Consider the following 15,827-nt stretch of genomic DNA (forward strand, 5'->3'; position numbering starts at 1 on the left):
ATACTCGGTGGGGAGCAACGATACTCGGTGGGGAGTAGCGTAGACGCCACCGGATCGGAGGTCGCAGTGGAACCCAAACACCCACAGGTCTCGGTCACCGAGGCCTTTTCCCAGGTACCCCGCGAGTTGTTTCTGCCGAGGGAGGAGCGAGGCTCCGCCTCCAGCAACGTACCGCTGCCGATCGGACATGGCCAGACGAACTCCCAACCGAGCACGGTCGCCGACATGCTCGAGCTCCTTGACCCGCAACTCGGTGATCGGGTCCTCGACGTGGGGTCAGGTTCGGGATGGACGACGGCTCTCCTTGGCGTCCTTGTCGGTCCCAACGGCCATGTGACAGGTGTTGAACGACACGAGAAGCTCATTGAGCGTGCCCAGAAGTCACTGAGCTTGGCCAGAGCGGACAATGGCGACGTGGACAGAGTTGAGATCAGGACCGCGACCGCAGGCGTCCTGGGGCTGCCTGACGAAGCGCCCTTCGACCGTATCCTCGTCTCAGCCGGTGCAGAAATGCTGCCGCGGGAGCTTGTTGACCAGCTGGCGCAGGGAGGCGTCATGGTGATACCGGTCCAGGGTGAGATGCTGAAGGTCCAGCGCTCCAATGCCGAAGTGGACGGTGTCACCATCACAAGGCACGGCCGGTACCGCTTCGTCCCATTGGTCCGAGATTGAAGACCTCCCACGAGCCGGGGCAGCCGTCGGCCACCCGAACCTGCAAAAGCACCGTGCAGGTGGAGTTGTCTCGCAGGTTGAGGTATTCGAAGTAAACCCGATGAATGTTGTTTATTGTTATTTGATGATATTAGCTGCACTATGGATGCATGTATCAAGTGTTTGACACGGCAAGCTTGCTCAGGCTGGGGTTTTCCGATCGTGAAGTTCGCAGGGCGGCCGACTGCTGCCTGGAGCGCGTGGCTCGCGGTCGATTTGCAGTCCGGCGCAGGTGTGAAGACGAACGCCACCGACGCATTTGGGAATCAATCGACCAAGAGGATTCGAGCCTGCTTGAGCTGAAGAACGACTTCCGTGACGTACTCGAAAGGCTGAAGGTTCTCATCAGGGCACGAGCCGACAGAATCAACAGCCTGCAGCAGGTTGCCAGTGGCAATTTGCACAGTGAAGTCTTCTCTCACATCTCTGCAGCCCTCCTCTGGGAGTTGGAGGTCTCTCGTCCGGTCGACGAACGTGTTGAGGTGATGCGACCGGAAATCAGTCGGCGTCACACCAATCTGCTCGTCCGGAAGCGAAAGCTCCCGCCTGAGCACGTCGACAGAATCGGAGATGTTGCCGTTACGTCCCTTGCGAGGACGCTCATTGACATCGCTCGTGACTACACCTTGGATGTCAGTGTTCCGATGCTCGACAATGCACTGCGCCGGAACCTTGTGACCAACCGAGAACTCCTCGATGTCGTCGACACGGCCAACGAGGTGAGGAACAGGAATCGTTTGATTACTGCGATCGATTTGACGGATCCGCTCAGGGAGTCACCGGCCGAGTCGATGGTCGCGGTGCGGTTCTTCGAAAACCAGATCCTCGGATTCCGGCCGCAAGTCGACGTTCGCGATGCTCAGGGGAGATTCGTGGCCCGCGTTGACTTCCTCCATCGGCAGGCGATGATCATCGTCGAGTTCGATGGGCGAGCCAAATATTTCCTCAATGATCGTGACCACAGAGCGGCTTTTGACAGAGAGCGCGAACGTGAGCGGCAGCTTCGCGAACTCGGCTACCACGTGGTGAGGGTGTTCTGGAAGGATCTCTTCCGGCAGCGGAGGTTCACGGAGCTTGCCCGATTGGTCAATGCGCGAGTCGCGCAGTCATTGGATACGTGAGGCCGCAAAAGCACCGTGCAGGTGGAGTCGTTTCGCAGGTTGGGGTAGCTGAAGTCATCCGCATCCGCTCCCGCTCCCGCCTCACCTCCGCGCACGCGCCTACCGGTTCGTCCCGCTGATCGACGACCGAGACCGAGCCCTTGACGTCAAGAATGAGTCCCGCGACCGCCACAGCCCTCCTACACCAACGAGTCTCTCCACAGCCCTACACCAGCGAATCCCGCCACGCCTTGTGCAGCTGGGCGAACTTGCCTGCCCCAGAGATCAGCTCGTCGGGCGTGCCGTCTTCGATGATTCGCCCGGAGTCCATGACGAGGACACGGTCGGCGATCTCCACAGTCGACAGCCGGTGGGCGATGATGATCGCGGTGCGTCCCTCGAGAACTGTCGCCAGCGCCTTCTGCACCAGCCGTTCGGAGGGGATGTCGAGATGGGCGGTCGCCTCATCGAGGACGACGATGTCCGGGTTCGCTAAGAACACGCGGGCGAAGGACACGAGCTGGCGCTGTCCTGAACTCAGCCGACCGCCGCGCTTCTTCACATCCGTGTCGTAGCCCTCGGGCAGATTGCGGATATAGGGATCCAGGCCGACGGCTGTGGCCGCAGCGATCACCTCGTCATCACCGGCATCGGGATTGCCGATGCGAATATTGTCGGCGATCGTGCCCGCGAACAGGAACGACTCCTGGGTGACCATGACGACGCTCTGACGCAGCTGGGCATCGTCAAGATCACGCAGGTCCACCTCGTCGATGGTGATCCGACCTTCGCTGGGATCGTAGAACCGAGTGACCAACTTGACCAAGGTCGACTTGCCCGCGCCAGTGGCGCCCACGAGCGCCACGATCTCCCCCACTGGGATGCGCAGGTCGAACCGGGGGAGGACATCGGGACCGTCGCCGTAGGAGAAGCGGACATGATTGAGTTCGATCGAGCGCCCGCTGGGTTTCGAAGAAGGGTCCGCCGCCGAGGTTGCGCCTGAACTCTGGTGGGAACTGTGCGCGGGCAGCGCCCTCGGCCTCGTCGGTGCCACCACCTCGGGATCGGTGTCGAGAACAGCGGCCATCTTCTCCAACGCCGCCGAGGCGGACTGATAGAGGTTGAATGACTGAACCAGTTCATCAAGCGGACCGTAGAACCGGCGCAGGTAGAGGATGAACGCCGCGAGCACGCCGACCTGAGTCCAATCCTCGATGACGAGCCACGCGCCGACGATGATGATGACCGTCTGCGTGACATTGCCGACCAGCCGAGTCCAGCCCGCGAACCAGGCTACGCCGCGCAGGGCATCGGTGTTGGCGTCGCGGTACGCAGTGTCCTCGTCCTTGAGGGTGCCGCGGCGATCGGGCTGCCGGCGGTAAGCCTGAACAGCACGGATCCCGCCCATGGTCTCGACGAAGTGGACGATGACCTTGGCGATCGAGGTCCGAGTCCGACGGTAGGCGTTGCGCTGTGAAGTGTGTGCGGACTTGGTGATGAAGAACAGCGGGATGAACCCGAGGAAGACCACGATGGCCAGGGGCACGTCGAGGACGATGAGAGTGACGGCGATGAACGTCATCTCGAACAGGGCCAGCGCCGTGTCGAAGAGCGAATAGGTGAGGAACTGCTGCACCGACTCCATATCGGAGGTCTGCCGCGACACCAGTCGGCCCGAGGTCGACCTCTCGTGGTAGCCCAAGTCGAGGCGCTGGATGTGCCCGAACAGGCGAGAGCGGAGAGTGTAGACGACCTTCTGCGCAGTGATGCCGACCAGCCTCGTCGAGGCGAAAGCGAGCACCGCCGAGGCGATGGCGGAGATGACGAAGGCGGAGACAGCCCGAATCAGCGGCCCCGGATCACCCTCGACAGCTTTCGGAACACCGTTGTCGAGCGCATCGGCGATGAAGATCGGACCGATGACGAGGAACAGAGCGGTGAGCACGACGATGACGAACAGGAAGATCGCCATTGGCAGATGCGGTCGGACCAGTGAGAGCAGCAGCGCACGGGCCTTCTTCGCGATGTCCGGCGGAAGCTGCTCGACCTCGTCCTCATTGAGACGGGGAATGCTCATCGCGTGCCCCCTTCGGCGGAGTGCTCGGCCGCAGAGCGCTCGACCGTCGAGTGATCGGCCGCACCCATAAGCTCACGGTAGAGCGGCGAGGAGCCCAGCAGCTCATCGTGGGTGCCCAACGCGACGATGCGACCCTCATTGAGGACGGCAACGGCATCGGCCAGCGCTGAGGTGGACGGACGGTGGGCGATGATGAGCGTCGTCGAATCGGGCAGGATCTCCCGCAGCGCCCGCTGCACCCGATCCTCGGTATCGACGTCGACGGCGGACAGCGGGTCGTCGAGGACGAGGATTCGGGGCGCACCGATCACCGCACGCGCCAAGGCCAGGCGCTGTCGCTGTCCACCGGACAGAGACAGGCCCTGCTCGCCGACCTGCGTATCGAGTCCCTCCGGCAGCCGTTCGACGAAGTCCTTCGCGGCCGTGATCTCCAAGGCCTGCCAGATCGCGTCGTCGTCGACCCCGGGCGCACCCATGCTCACGTTCTCAGCCACCGAGGTGGAGAACAGGATCGGGTCTTCGAAGGACACAGACACCAGGTTGCGCACCTCGTTGACGGGCAGATCTCGAATATCGGTGCCATCGACGCGCACGGATCCGCCGGTGACGTCCTGCAGGCGTGGGACGAGGGAGGCCAAGGTCGTCTTGCCCGACCCGGTCGCACCGACGATGGCAAGGGTCTGGCCCGGTTCGATATGCAGATTGAGGTTCTTCAGGGTCTCACGGTCGGTGTCGGCGAAGTGGAAGTCGACATCCTCGAAATCCAGCTCGCCCTTGTAGCGACCTATATCGGGGGCATCGGCGATCCGACCGTCGGCGTCGGTGATGTTGTGCCGGATGTCGATCACCTCCCAGTACCTGGCCGCAGCGGTCAGGGCCATGAGGGCATCGGCGAGGAGGAAGCCGAGCATCTCGATCGGCATCCGCATCACCATCGAGATGGTCACACCGGCGACGACGGTGCCGATCGTCGTCCACCCCTGCACGACGCCCCAGGTGCCGACTGCCACGATGGCTGCCTGGGCGAGTGTGGGCAGAAGGATCAGCACACTCCAGAACCAGGAGTCGAGCTTCGCCTTGCGCACTTCGACGCCCTGGAACTTCCGTGACAGAAGGGAGAACCGCTGTGCAGCCCAGGGAGAGCGGCCGAAGGATTTGAGGATCCGGATCCCCTGAATCGACTCCTCGACCTCGGTGGTGATCTCGCCGACGGTGTCCTGGGAGAGCCGGGAGGCCTCCCGGTAGCGCTTCTCGAAGACTGTGACCGTCGCAATCGTCGGTATGGCCATGATCAGCATGATCAGACCGAAGACCGGCTGCAGGAAGGTGAGGATGATGGTGCCGATGATGATGATCAGCGGGGTCGTCACGAGGAAGGGGATCCCGAAGGCGAAGAACCGTCGCAGCTGCGAGAGATCATTGATCGCGCGCGAGAGCAGCTGCCCCGATTCCCACGAATCGTGGATGGCCACCGAGGTGTACTGGAGTCGGTCGAAGAGACGTGATCGCCAGGTGATCTCCCATTGGGCGACGACGGGAGCGACGAGGAGTCTGCGACCCCACAGTGCCACCGCCTCGGCAATGCCGATGATGAGGACCCCGAGCACGGGCAGCCACAGACCGGAGAGATCACGGTGGGCGATGGGGCCGTCGATGATGTGACCGGTGATCAGGGGGATGATGAGTTGGATGCCGTTGGCGAGGAGGGTGAGGGCGAGCACAGCGATGTACACGCCGATGCGAGAACGCAGATCGGGCCAGAAACGCAAGAGGGGACGCACCTTTGAGAGCCTAGTCGGGGCGCGTGTCGTAGTCCATGGTTCTCACAATCGAACCTTCCCTTCCTCCATGGGCGGCTTCATGGGCGCGATTGCGGACCCCGCCCTGCGATCTCACCCCTCAGTCGATGTCAGTCCCAAGTTTCGAGACGATCCATTGCGACGTTTGACACGCTTATTGTCAGCGGTGAACTATTGAGCCATGACTCACCTTCTTGTCGTCGTTATTCACCAGCGCGCGGATCTTCCGTAGCCTGTCAACACGACACGTTCCGCGCGCCCCTACCGAAACCGGAGGGGCTTTTTTCATGCGGAGACAAGATGGATCACTAGGAAGGATACGAAACGATGGCAGCCACGCCCTCGGCCCAGTCAGCGGGAACTGGCACTGCGCCCAGCCCAGCCCCGGTGACCGCGACCCCGTCAAGCATTCGACGCAACTCGACCCCTGAGGTCCTCACCGGAGCGCAGGCGATCGTCCGCAGCCTCGAGCTTCTCGAGGTCGAGACGGTCTTCGGCCTTCCCGGCGGTACCATCCTTCCGACCTACGACCCGCTGTTCGAGACCGACAAGATCCGTCACATCCTCGTTCGTCACGAGCAGGGAGCCGGGCACGCGGCCGAAGGCTATGCCGCAGCATCGGGCAAGCTGGGCGTGTGCATCGCAACCTCGGGTCCGGGTGCGACGAACCTCATCACGGCGCTCGCCGACGCCCACATGGATTCCGTCCCGATACTGGCCATCACCGGTCAGCAGAGCTCGAAGCTGCTGGGCACCGATGCCTTCCAGGAAGCCGACATCGTGGGAATGACGATGCCGGTGACCAAGCACAGCTTCCTCGTGACCAAGCCCGAGGACATTCCCTCGGCGATACTCAACGCCCATCACATCGCGACCACAGGCCGGCCGGGTCCGGTCCTCGTCGACGTCACCAAGGACGCCCAGACGGGCACCGCTCCCTTCGTCTGGCCCGAGGAGCCGGCACTGCCCGGGTACCGTCCCATCCTCAAGCCGCATGCGAAGCAGATCCGCGAAGCCGTCCGGCTCATCTCGGATGCCCAGCGCCCCGTGTTCTACATCGGCGGCGGTGTCATCCGCTCCCAGGCGGAGAAGGAGCTGCTCAAGCTCGCCGAGGCGACCAACATTCCCGTCGCCACGACCTTGATGGCCCGTGGTGCGTTCCCCGATTCGCACCAGCTGCACCTGGGAATGCCGGGTATGCACGGCAGCGTGCCCGCAGTGACCGCCTTCCAGAAATCCGACCTCCTCATCACCATCGGCGCCAGGTTCGATGACCGTGTCACCGGCAACCTCGATTCCTTTGCACCGAATGCGCAGGTCATCCACGCCGACATCGACCCGGCGGAGATCGGGAAGAATCGTGACGTCGACGTCGCCATCGTCGGCGATGCCCGAGAGGTGCTTGCGGAGATGCTCACCGAGTTGCGCGGCAAGTTCCCCAAGGCTCTCGAGCGTCAGCGCGAGCCCTGGTGGCGCTTCCTCAACCGCCTCAAGACGACCTACCCGCTGGGCTATGACACACAGGATGAACTCTGCGATCCGCAGTATGTGATCTCGCGGATCTCGGCCCTGACCGGACCTGAGGCGGTCTACGCTGCCGGTGTCGGCCAGCACCAGATGTGGGCCGCCCAGTTCGTCGAGTTCGAACGCCCCAAATCATGGCTGAACTCCGGTGGCCTCGGCACCATGGGCTACTCGGTGCCTGCGGCGATGGGTGCGAAGGTCGCCGAGCCGGACCGGGTGGTCTGGGCGATCGACGGCGACGGATGCTTCCAGATGACCAACCAGGAACTCGCGACCTGCGCGCTCAACGACATCCCGATCAAGGTCGCGATCATCAACAACTCGTCACTGGGCATGGTTCGACAGTGGCAGACCCTGTTCTATGACGGCCGGTACTCCAACACCGATCTCAACACCGGGCATGAGACGATCCGGATCCCCGACTTCGTCAAACTCGCCGAGGCCTACGGCTGCCTGGCCCTGCGCGTGGACAGCAACGACGACGTCGACGCTGCGATCAAGACGGCGCTGGAGACCAACGACCGTCCCGTGGTGCTCGACTTCACGGTCCCACCGGACGCCATGGTGTGGCCGATGGTCGCCGCTGGAGTATCCAACGACGAGATCGAATACGCACGCGGCATTCGCCCCGAGTTCGACGGCGAAGGCGACGAGCAGGCCGAGAGACAGATCGCGGACGCAGGCACGGAAGAAGACGGCACGGTTCGCTCCGTGGCACAGATCGAAGGAGGCCTGGAATGAACAACCGGCACACACTCTCAGTCCTGGTCGAGAACAAGCCCGGCGTGCTCACTCGCTTCACCGGCCTCATCGCCCGCCGCGGCTTCAACATCCACAGCCTCGCCGTGGGCGTGACCGAACATGATGAGCTCTCGCGCATCACGGTCGTCGTCGACGTCAAGGACGTGCCGCTGGAGCAGGTGACCAAGCAGCTCAACAAGCTGGTCAACGTGATCAAGATCGTCGAGCTCGAACCGGCCACCTCTGTGCGTCGAGCCCACATCATCTACAAGGTCAAGGCCAACGCCACCACTCGTCCGCAGGTCGCTGCGGCAGTGGAGATGTTCCGTGCCAAGATCGTGGACGTGGGACCCGATTCCGTCAGCGTCGAAGCCACCGGCGAGCTGGGCAAGGTCGAGGCCCTGCGTGAAGTCCTCGAGCCGTTCGGGATCAAGGAGATCGTGCAATCGGGCACCGTGGCCATCGGCCGCGGATCGAAATCGATCACCGATCGCGCCCTGCGCAGCTGATCGTGGACACTGCGCAGCTGACGTCTTGACGTTCCACTTCGTGGAACGTCAACCATCTCAACAAGTGAACAGCAGTACCGAACTGTGAAACAATGGGGGAGTACCCCAAACCTCTGAAGGAGCAAGAGAACTATGGCAGCAGAACGCTATTACGACGACAACGCAGATCTGTCCGTCATCCAGGGCAAGAAGGTCGCCGTCATCGGCTACGGCAGCCAGGGCCACGCGCACTCACTGAGCCTGCGCGATTCGGGTGTCGAGGTTCGCATCGGCCTCAAGGAAGGCTCCGCCAGCCGCGACAAGGCCGCAGCCGAAGGCCTCGAGGTCGGCACCCCCGCCGAGGTCTCCGAATGGGCCGACCTCGTTGTGATCCTCGCTCCTGACCAGGTTCAGGCCGAGATCTACAACGCCGAGATCGCTCCTAACCTGTCGCCCGGCAACGCTCTGCTCTTCGCCCACGGCTTCAACATCCGCTTCGACTACATCCAGCCGCCAGAGGGCGTCGACGTCATCATGGTCGCACCCAAGGGGCCCGGGCACGTTGTGCGTCGCGAATACGTCGATGGACGCGGCGTCCCCGTTCTCGTGGCCGTCGAAGCTGACGCCACTGGCAGCGCCTGGGAGCTCGTGCTCTCCTACGCCAAGGGCATCGGCGGACTGCGTGCCGGTGGCATCAAGACCACCTTCACCGAAGAGACCGAGTCGGATCTCTTCGGCGAGCAGACCGTGCTCTGCGGCGGCACCTCCCACCTCGTGCAGTACGGCTTCGAGGTCCTCACCGAAGCCGGCTACCAGCCGGAGATCGCCTACTTCGAGGTTCTCCACGAGCTCAAGCTCATCGTCGATCTCATGGTCGAGGGCGGAATCGCCAAACAGCGTTGGTCGATCTCCGACACCGCTGAGTACGGCGACTACGTCTCCGGACCTCGTGTCATCACCCCGGACGTGAAGAAGAACATGGAAGCCGTCCTCGCGGACATCCAGAACGGCAAGTTCGCCGAGCGCTTCATGAACGACCAGAAGAACGGTGCGGCCGAGTTCAAGGAACTGCGCTCGAAGGAAGAGACGCACCCGATCGAGACCACAGGCCGCGAACTGCGCAAGATGTTCGCGTGGCTCAAGGACTCCGATGACGACTACACCGAGGGCACTGCCGCTCGCTGATCGTCACACCACGAAGCCCCGGAAGGCCGCTTGGCCTCCGGGGCTTCGTCGTACCCGCTCCCGGTGGGACGCGACTATTTCCACTCATTGCGGACCCGCAATCCTGGTGATGTGAATTACTGTTGGAATCGTGACGAATTACAGGTTCGAGAACTTCAAGCCCGCCTTCGACGAGTCCACCGGCGCCCCCGATGAACGCACGCAGGGATACTTCGCCTCGACGAGTGTGGGATTCCATGACGCCAGGTCCACCGATGATGCGCTGAAGAACCGTGTCGAGCGGGCCATCGCCGACGGGCGGAATCTCACCGCCGTCTACGCGAAGCAGGAGTACGAGCACGCCCTCGACACCAGCGTTCCCGTGGCGACCTTCGCGTGGTTCGAGAAGTTGGTCAACGTGGGCGGTGGGCGTCTGGTGCCCGGTCACCTGATCACATGGGTGACAGTGCGCCCGACGCACCGCCGGCGCGGACTGCTGCGGTCATTGATGACGACAGATCTCGCCGAGGCCAAGGCCGACGGATACCCGTTCGCCGCACTGACAGCGACCGAAGGTGGGATCTACTCCCGCTTCGGCTTCGGCGTCGCGACCTGGGCCCACTCCATCGAGGTCGACACCTCGCCCGGTTTCAAGATGGTCCACGAGCCCGACCGCCGAGTCGAGATGTGCCTGCCCAGCGAACTGCGCGAACTGGCTCCGAGGATCTACGGGGAGTTCATGCGCACCTCGCCCGGTGCCATGGAGCGCCAGCAGACCTACATCGAGCGTGCCACCGGCGCGTTGAACACCGACACAGGCGAAGCCGACCGCGGTGTACGTGCCGCCCTGCACTTCAACGAGCAGGGGGAAGCCGACGGCTACGTGTCCTATAAGTTCGCCGGCTGGTCGAAGAATCCGCCGACGATCGATCTCATCGACTTCGTCGCGGTCACCGACGCCGCCTATGCCTCACTCTGGTCGTTCCTGGCCGCCATTGATCTGTCGACGAGAGTGACATTCGGAGAATCCGCCGAGGACTCGCCGCTGCCCTGGCTGCTCACCGACTCCCGCCGCGTTCGGACAGTGTCCACAGAGGACAACATCTGGATCCGGATCCTCGATGTCAAGGCAGCACTCGAAGCCAGGCCCTGGTATGTGCCCGGCACTTTGGTACTCGAGATCGACGATTCCCTCGATCTGGCTGGTGGCCGCTTCACGATCACCTCCGACGGCGAGAACGCCGTCGTCGAAACCGCCCCCGATTCGGCCCCTGCCGATCTGAGCATGGGCATCGCGGAACTCGGCTCTCTCTACTTCGGCGGCGCCGATCCTGTCATCCTCGCCCGCGCAGGACGCATCGACGAGAATGTGCCGGGTGCTGCCGTGCGCGCCAGCTCGATGTTCAACCTGGGCCGGATGCCTTACTCACCCAACGGTTTCTGAACTCACCCAACGGTTTCTGAACTCACCCAACGGTTTCTGGGGCCCAGACCCGGGCGACGTACCTGAGATCCGCGACTGAGTGTGCCGAGACTCACTTCCCAGAGTTTGAGACTTTGTGAAAGCATTCACAAAGTCTCATAAGATGGACGCGTCCCACACGCTTCAGGAGGAACTCAGTGCCCAAGCCCATCGTGCTCATCGCCGAAAATCTGTCACCGGCCACCATCGATGCCCTCGGAGGCGACTTCGAGATCCGTCACACCGAAGGTGCTGACCGCTCTCAGCTCCTCAACGACATCGTCGATGCCGATGCGATTCTCGTCCGCTCCGCCACTCAGGTCGATGCCGAGGCGATTGGTGCTGCGAGGAGTCTCAAGGTCATCGCCCGCGCCGGAGTCGGACTCGACAATGTCGACGTCCCGGCGGCCACCTCGGCGGGTGTCATGGTCGTCAACGCTCCGACCTCGAACATCATCTCCGCGGCGGAGCTCACGATGGCCCACATCCTCGGATCCGCGCGCTACTTCGGCGCCGGCAACACCTCGCTCAAGGCAGGGGAGTGGAAGCGTTCGAAGTACACGGGCGTGGAGCTCTACGAGAAGACTCTGGGCATCGTCGGACTCGGTCGCATCGGCGGTCTCGTGGCCGAGCGCGCGAAGGCATTCGGCATGCGCCTTGTCGGCTACGACCCCTACATCACTCAGGCTCGCGCCGCACAGATGGGCGTCGAGGTCGTCGACCTGCCCGGACTGTTGGCCGTGTCCGACTTCGTCACCGTCCATATGCCCAAGACCCCGGAGACGATCGGCATGATCAGCACCGAGGAATTCAAGGCCGCGAAGTCGGGTGCACGGTTCATCAATGTGGCCCGCGGCGGCATCATCGACGAGGACGCCCTCGCCGAGGCGATCGCCGCAGGTGAGGTCGGAGGTGCCGGCATCGACGTATGGAACACCGAACCTCCGGAGCACTCGGCGCTGATGGAACTCGACGCCGTCAACGTCACGCCCCACCTCGGCGCATCGACCGCTGAAGCACAGGAGAAGGCCGGCGTCGCTGTGGCCAAGTCCGTGCGCAAGGCTCTGGCCGGTGAACTCGTTCCCGACGCGGTCAACGTTGCCGGCGGAGCCATCCACGAGGACGTGCGCCCCGGCATTCCCCTGGCCGAACGACTCGGCCGAGTCGTCAACTCACTGGCGAACTCCTCTGTCACCCACTTCAAGGTCGAGGTCAACGGTGAGATCGCAGACAAGGACGTGTCCGTCCTCAAGCTCTCTGCGCTCAAGGGCCTGTTCAAGGACGTCGTGTCCGATCAGGTCTCCTACGTCAACGCACCGCTGTTGGCTGAGGAGCGCGGCATCGGCGTCGAGCTGGTCACCGATCCGTACTGCGAATCCTTCCGCAACGTCACCCGGCTGACCGCGACGACGAGCGAAGGGCAGCGGATCTCCGTCTCGGGCACCGTGACCGGACCGAAGCTCGTGCAGAAGCTCACCGAGGTCAACGACTTCGACCTGGAGATCGAGCTCACTGACAACCTGCTCATCTTCCGTTATGAGGACCGTCCCGGCATCATCGGTCAGCTGGGCCAGGCCCTCGGTGCCAATGACATCAACATCGCCGGCATGCAGGTTTCGCCCTCGGCGACCGACAACGATGCACTCTCAGTGCTGGCAGTCGATTCGGCAGTATCTGAAGAAGTCATCAAGGCAGTGGCCGGAGCCGTCAACGCATCAGCCTTCAGCGGAGTCTCACTGAGCGAGGACTGACCTCGACAGGAAACAGCAGAACGAACGGGTCCCGTTCACCTCTGAGAATGAGGTGAACGGGACCTTATCGTCGCCCAGGTCCAGAGTTCATCGGCGAGTACCGCAGCCGAGATGCCGATGAGGGCTCCGGCGATCGTGTCGGAGAGCCAGTGCACCTGCAGCGCGGTGCGCGACCACATCATCAGCAGGATCCACGCGAAGGCCAGGACCATCGACCAGTGGAACTGCAGTCGCACCGGTTCGAGCGGGGCAGTGATCTCGGTCGGAACGGCGTCGACCTCGTCCGTGTCCTCAGGCGGGATCGCCAATGGAGCGACTGCACCCACCTCGGACAGACGCAGCATATGTGCTCGAGAGGCGATGAAGGCGAGGCCGAGGGCCAGCGCTGCGGCACCCATGGAATGGCCCGAAGGATAGGAATAGCCTAGCGAGTCATAGAGCTGTTCACTGGGTCGGACCCGGGTGACCACGGCCTTGAGCAGCTCGGACAGGACGATTCCCATGAGCATGGTGGTCACGAGGACGCCCGCGGAGCGGAATCGTCGCAGGAGTATGAAGAGCGCAGCCAGCAGGCCGGTGCAGATCACGGCCCCCGTACCCCCTCCCACCTCGGCGAGGATGACCGCCAGCCAGTATCCGGAGGTGTCGGGATCAAGCCCGACGAGATTCAGCCAGTCCTGGTCAACCGACGTGGGCCCGGGGACATTGACTCTCAGCCATAGGCCGAAGGCAACGACGAGGAGGACCGCCGGCAGGGTGGACCACAGAATCCACGAGGGTTGACGGACCGACATTCCTGAGAACTCAGGCGTTCCAGAGTCCGTAGGTTGATGCCAGGGACGCAATCTTCTTCGCGCGGGCCAGGCGTGGCAGGTATGAGCCGTCGGTGATCTCGGAACCGCCCTCGGCTGCCTCGAGCAGCTGGCGGGCCCAGTCGCGCTCGTCCTCGCTCGGGCTCATCGACTCGTTGAGCGTGACGACCTGATCGACGTTGAGCACGAGCTTTCCGGTCATGCCCATCATGTGGGTCACCTCGGCGTCCGTGCGGACCTGTTCATCGCTGGCAACAGCTGCGGAGGGGCCGTCGATCGCACCGGGCAGTCCACCCATGCGCGAGGCGATGGTCAGTCGTGAGCGGGCATAGGCCAGTGCCATCGGATCGCCGGAGAAGCCGGTGTCCTTGCGGAAGTCATTCGTTCCGAAGGCAAGGCGGAATGTGCCCGGCGCCTCGGCGATCTTTGTCGCGTTCTCCACACCCATCGCAGATTCGAGCAGAGCGATGACCGGGAGTCCCGCCTTCGCGCGCATCGCAGTGTAGGAGACCTGCTCGGGACGTTCCGTCTCGGGCAGCATCACTCCGCGCAGGCCGGGGAGCATGGCGATGGAGGCAAGGTCGTCGTCCCAGAACTCAGAGTCCATCTTGTTGATCCGGACCCATGCGGACATGCCGCCTTCAAGAGCACGGACGACATTGTCGCGGGCGGCGAGCTTCTTGTCATCGGAGACCGAGGCCTCGAGGTCGAAGATGACGGAATCCGATTCGGAGATCTGCGCCTCGGTGAAGATCTCCTCCTTGGCCGCGTTGACCAATAGCCAGGAGCGTGAGAGCTTGGCGGGAAGTGCGGCGGCTCGGGCGTTGCGGATCGTCTCTGTCAATGATCGACTTTCTCTGGGGGTTTCGGGGTGTTCCTCCCATCTTCGACGCTCGGGCCGCGAAATTGTAGTCGGGAACGAAGTTTGAGACATGAAATTGTGGATGACGGGATTCGCTGAACCCGGCAGTCGAAATGTGTCCGAATAGTAGGACGACCAAGTTGCATGCTGAGATGAGTTCTAGTCTGAGACCATGAAGTTCTCAATTGCAGTCATGCCCGGCGACGGTATCGGCAACGAGGTCGTCCCCGAAGGTCTCAAGGTCCTCAAGCGCGCCATCGAGGTGTCAGGCGAGCCCGTGGAACTCGATCTCACGGACTATGAGGTCGGTGCCAAGCGCTGGCACGAAACCGGCGAGACACTCACGGACGACGAGTTGGAATCGCTGCGTTCCCACGATGCCATCTTCTTCGGCGCCTGCGGTGACCCGAGTGTGCCGTCGGGCGTGCTCGAGCGAGGTGTGATCCTCAAGATGCGCTTCGGCCTGAGCCACGCAGTCAACCTGCGTCCCTCGAAGCTCTTCGCCGGAGTCACCAGCCCGTTGGCCGACCCCGGCGAGATCGACTTCGTCGTCGTCCGCGAAGGCACCGAAGGCTCCTACACTGGAATGGGCGGCTCGGTGCGCACCGATACCCCCTATGAGGTCGCGACCGAGGTCTCGATCAACACCTGGTACGGCGTGGAGCGGGCAGTCCGCGATGCGTTCGAACGTGCGCAGGCCAGGAGCAAGAAGCTCACCTACGTCCACAAGCACAATGTCATGGTCCACGCGGGTCACCTATGGCGTCGCGTCGTCGAGAAGGTCGGCGCAGAGTACCCGGAGGTGACGTTCAACTACGAGCACACGGACGCGTGCACGATCTACATGGTCACCGACCCCGGCCGCTATGACGTGATCGTCACCGACAATCTCTTCGGTGACATCCTCACCGACCTCGCCGCGGCTGTCACCGGCGGCATCGGTCTGGCCGCATCGGGCAACCTCAATGTCGAAGGCACGGGACCGAGCCTGTTCGAGCCCATCCACGGATCGGCCCCGGACATCGCCGGTCAGCAGATTGCCGATCCCACCGCCTCGATCCTCTCCGGTGCGCTCATGGCTTCGCACCTGGGGCTCGATGTCGTGGCGAAGTCGATCGAGACCGCTGTCGAAGCCGATCTGGCCGACCGCGACGGAACCAAGCGCTCCACCGCCGAGGTGGGCGACGCGATCGCTGCCCGCCTGAGCTGACGTGGCCTGCAGGGGCCGAGGTCGGGCACGACCACCTCGGCGAGGCGAGGGCCGACTGGACGATTCGTGAGCCATCACCCCGGTGCGACGCGCACCGGGGTGATGGACTACCCTGACAGTGTCACT

The 15,827-nt window shown here is 63.2% G+C and carries 13 protein-coding genes; 8 read left to right on the top strand and 5 right to left on the bottom strand.

Annotation, left to right across the window (positions count from 1 at the left end):
• Nucleotides 1–66 precede the first annotated feature (66 nt).
• The gene (locus tag FO013_RS10085) at nt 67–672 is read left to right on the top strand and encodes a protein-L-isoaspartate O-methyltransferase family protein (protein WP_143922428.1); all 606 of its coding nucleotides are present in this window, start codon (nt 67–69) and stop codon (nt 670–672) included.
• Nucleotides 673–977: 305 nt separating this feature from the next.
• Here FO013_RS10085 and FO013_RS22360 read toward each other — a convergent pair whose 3' ends face one another.
• Entirely contained in the window at nt 978–1,265 is a 288-nt protein-coding gene (locus tag FO013_RS22360) for a hypothetical protein (protein ID WP_186293046.1), read from the bottom strand.
• A 90-nt stretch (nt 1,266–1,355) separates the two neighbouring features.
• On the opposite strand from FO013_RS22360, the gene FO013_RS22365 reads away from it, so the two are divergent.
• Entirely contained in the window at nt 1,356–1,832 is a 477-nt protein-coding gene (locus FO013_RS22365) for a hypothetical protein (RefSeq protein WP_186293047.1), read from the top strand.
• Nucleotides 1,833–2,037: 205 nt separating this feature from the next.
• Here the strand turns inward: FO013_RS22365 and FO013_RS10095 are convergent, their stop codons facing one another.
• Both FO013_RS10095 and FO013_RS10100 read right to left on the bottom strand, forming a co-directional pair.
• A complete protein-coding gene (locus FO013_RS10095) occupies nt 2,038–3,888 on the bottom strand; it encodes an ABC transporter ATP-binding protein (protein WP_143922430.1) in 1,851 nt (616 codons plus the stop codon).
• Nucleotides 3,885–5,657, bottom strand: a complete 1,773-nt coding sequence (locus tag FO013_RS10100; protein ID WP_260848084.1) for an ABC transporter ATP-binding protein — start codon at nt 5,655–5,657, stop codon at nt 3,885–3,887. The genes FO013_RS10095 and FO013_RS10100 overlap by 4 nt, the downstream gene beginning before the upstream one ends.
• Before the next feature lie 357 nt (nt 5,658–6,014).
• Here FO013_RS10100 and FO013_RS10105 point away from each other — a divergent pair, with 357 nt between their 5' ends.
• From FO013_RS10105 to serA, 5 genes are all read left to right on the top strand, one after another.
• Nucleotides 6,015–7,952: an acetolactate synthase large subunit gene (locus tag FO013_RS10105; RefSeq protein ID WP_143922432.1), complete on the top strand. Its 1,938-nt coding sequence runs from the start codon at nt 6,015–6,017 to the stop codon at nt 7,950–7,952.
• Nucleotides 7,949–8,461: an acetolactate synthase small subunit gene (gene ilvN, locus FO013_RS10110; RefSeq protein ID WP_096178825.1), complete on the top strand. Its 513-nt coding sequence runs from the start codon at nt 7,949–7,951 to the stop codon at nt 8,459–8,461. Before FO013_RS10105 ends, ilvN begins: the two co-directional genes overlap by 4 nt.
• A gap of 132 nt (nt 8,462–8,593) precedes the next feature.
• The gene (ilvC, locus tag FO013_RS10115) at nt 8,594–9,625 is read left to right on the top strand and encodes a ketol-acid reductoisomerase (protein WP_143922433.1); all 1,032 of its coding nucleotides are present in this window, start codon (nt 8,594–8,596) and stop codon (nt 9,623–9,625) included.
• Between the two features lie 130 nt (nt 9,626–9,755).
• On the top strand, nt 9,756–11,048 hold the full coding sequence (locus tag FO013_RS10120; RefSeq protein WP_143922434.1) for a GNAT family N-acetyltransferase: 1,293 nt from the start codon (nt 9,756–9,758) through the stop codon (nt 11,046–11,048).
• A gap of 176 nt (nt 11,049–11,224) precedes the next feature.
• The gene (gene serA, locus FO013_RS10125; protein ID WP_143922435.1) at nt 11,225–12,817 is read left to right on the top strand and encodes a phosphoglycerate dehydrogenase; all 1,593 of its coding nucleotides are present in this window, start codon (nt 11,225–11,227) and stop codon (nt 12,815–12,817) included.
• A 35-nt stretch (nt 12,818–12,852) separates the two neighbouring features.
• Here the strand turns inward: serA and FO013_RS10130 are convergent, their stop codons facing one another.
• The gene (locus tag FO013_RS10130) at nt 12,853–13,611 is read right to left on the bottom strand and encodes a phosphatase PAP2 family protein (protein WP_143922436.1); all 759 of its coding nucleotides are present in this window, start codon (nt 13,609–13,611) and stop codon (nt 12,853–12,855) included.
• 10 nt (nt 13,612–13,621) lie between these two features.
• Complete coding sequence (locus tag FO013_RS10135) at nt 13,622–14,473, bottom strand: HpcH/HpaI aldolase/citrate lyase family protein (protein ID WP_143922437.1); 852 nt, start codon at nt 14,471–14,473, stop codon at nt 13,622–13,624.
• 190 nt (nt 14,474–14,663) lie between these two features.
• Between FO013_RS10135 and FO013_RS10140 the strand changes: the two genes are divergently transcribed.
• Nucleotides 14,664–15,701 carry a 3-isopropylmalate dehydrogenase gene (locus tag FO013_RS10140; RefSeq protein WP_143922438.1) on the top strand — a complete coding sequence of 346 codons (1,038 nt, stop codon included), beginning with the start codon at nt 14,664–14,666 and terminating at the stop codon, nt 15,699–15,701.
• The last annotated feature ends 126 nt before the right edge of the window (nt 15,702–15,827 follow it).

It is taken from the genome of Brevibacterium aurantiacum, from assembly GCF_007558825.1.
Lineage (GTDB): Bacteria > Actinomycetota > Actinomycetes > Actinomycetales > Brevibacteriaceae > Brevibacterium > Brevibacterium aurantiacum_A.